The organism is Acetobacter tropicalis (assembly GCF_001580915.1).
GTDB lineage: Bacteria > Pseudomonadota > Alphaproteobacteria > Acetobacterales > Acetobacteraceae > Acetobacter > Acetobacter tropicalis.
Genome location: NZ_LHZQ01000052.1, coordinates 1 through 1,122, shown reverse-complemented (window position 1 = coordinate 1,122; position 1,122 = coordinate 1). Strand labels below are relative to the sequence as shown.

Genomic DNA, 1,122 nt, shown 5'->3' with positions numbered 1-1,122 from the left:
GCTTATGCCTCTCATCTAAAAAAACAACTGTAGTGCTAGTTAGATCATACCCCACAAAATTCCAGGCAATAAAGACGGTCCGGAACAGCCGATTATGCCGCAACCCAAGCATAATTCCTTTCAGTCGACAGAGGGGGCGTAGCGAGCAAGGAACCGTTGTTGTTGTGGACAACGACAACGATTTGGATTACGATCTATGCCATGACGAAAGCCCGTTCCATTATGAAAGAGAAAATCACCCTTTCAGAACGGGTGTTTATCGAATTGGTGGTCTGGGAGGTTCCTTCTCCCTTGAGAGGCAGTTTGCACCACTACAAATATCGTCTGGCTCTGATATCGGATGGCAAATGCGTTCTGCGATATGACAATGAGTCAGGAAAAGGAGACCATAAGCACATAGGAGCCGTAGAAGTTTCTTACACATTTCAAGATTTGCAGACCTTAAAAGATGATTTTTTGGAGGATGTGAGAGAATGGTTGAAATGAAAGACGTTCTGCGTAGCCAGAAGAAGAAAGAAATTCTTCTGATTGGTTTCGATGGTTTGGATGAGGTGGGCAAACGACTGGCTGCAGCGTTTGAAGGTAAAAAACAGGAGCCCCGTCATACATTCATAACGCTTGATCTCATGTGGAGAACGCTGACACCACGTCGTCAGGAGTTGTTGCAGGTGATGTCAGGCCGAAAGCCCATGTCGATAAGAGGTCTGAGTAAGCTCATTGGACGGGACGTGAAAGCTACTCACGGTGATATTCAAGTCTTGTTGGCAGCAGGTCTGCTTGAAAAGATCGGCGATAAAGTCGTATTTCCTTACGATGGGTTCCATGTGGACTATGAATTGAAAGCCGTAGCTTAAATTATCAGGATTGATGAGGTTTAGGATGTCTTATGACTTGTATCGAGCGAAAAAAGACTTCTCGTTTGGAATATTCCGGCCGTCATCTGTGGTTTAATCGCCGCGTGGTGTGTATTTACCAGCAGTCTAGCATGGTCTTTGGTATGGGAATGGCCGCTGTCGGTGGCCATCACGATTATGATGATCAACACAATGCTGCTGCTGGTTGATGAGGAGGGTGATACACCAATGTTGATTTTCACTGAGAACTGATGGTGTGGACGGCTCG

Annotated in this window: 3 protein-coding genes; 2 read left to right on the top strand and 1 reads right to left on the bottom strand. The window is 45.9% G+C overall.

What is annotated here, in order from left to right:
- The first annotated feature begins 201 nt into the window (after nucleotides 1–201).
- Complete coding sequence (locus AD944_RS00315; RefSeq protein ID WP_035362983.1) at nucleotides 202–486, top strand: toxin-antitoxin system TumE family protein; 285 nt, start codon at nucleotides 202–204, stop codon at nucleotides 484–486.
- The gene (locus AD944_RS00310) at nucleotides 474–854 is read left to right on the top strand and encodes an HVO_A0114 family putative DNA-binding protein (RefSeq protein WP_003627483.1); all 381 of its coding nucleotides are present in this window, start codon (nucleotides 474–476) and stop codon (nucleotides 852–854) included. Before AD944_RS00315 ends, AD944_RS00310 begins: the two co-directional genes overlap by 13 nt.
- Before the next feature lie 20 nt (nucleotides 855–874).
- On the opposite strand, the gene AD944_RS17155 is transcribed toward AD944_RS00310, so the two are convergent.
- Nucleotides 875–1,122, bottom strand: a 248-nt coding sequence (locus AD944_RS17155; RefSeq protein ID WP_211263310.1) for a hypothetical protein, incomplete at its 5' end; no start/stop codon positions are given.

Coding starts and splice junctions, on each gene's coding strand:
- AD944_RS00315 (WP_035362983.1), top strand. CDS start 202: ATGACGAAAGCCCGTTCCATTATGAAAGAGAAAATCACCCTTTCAGAA.
- AD944_RS00310 (WP_003627483.1), top strand. CDS start 474: ATGGTTGAAATGAAAGACGTTCTGCGTAGCCAGAAGAAGAAAGAAATT.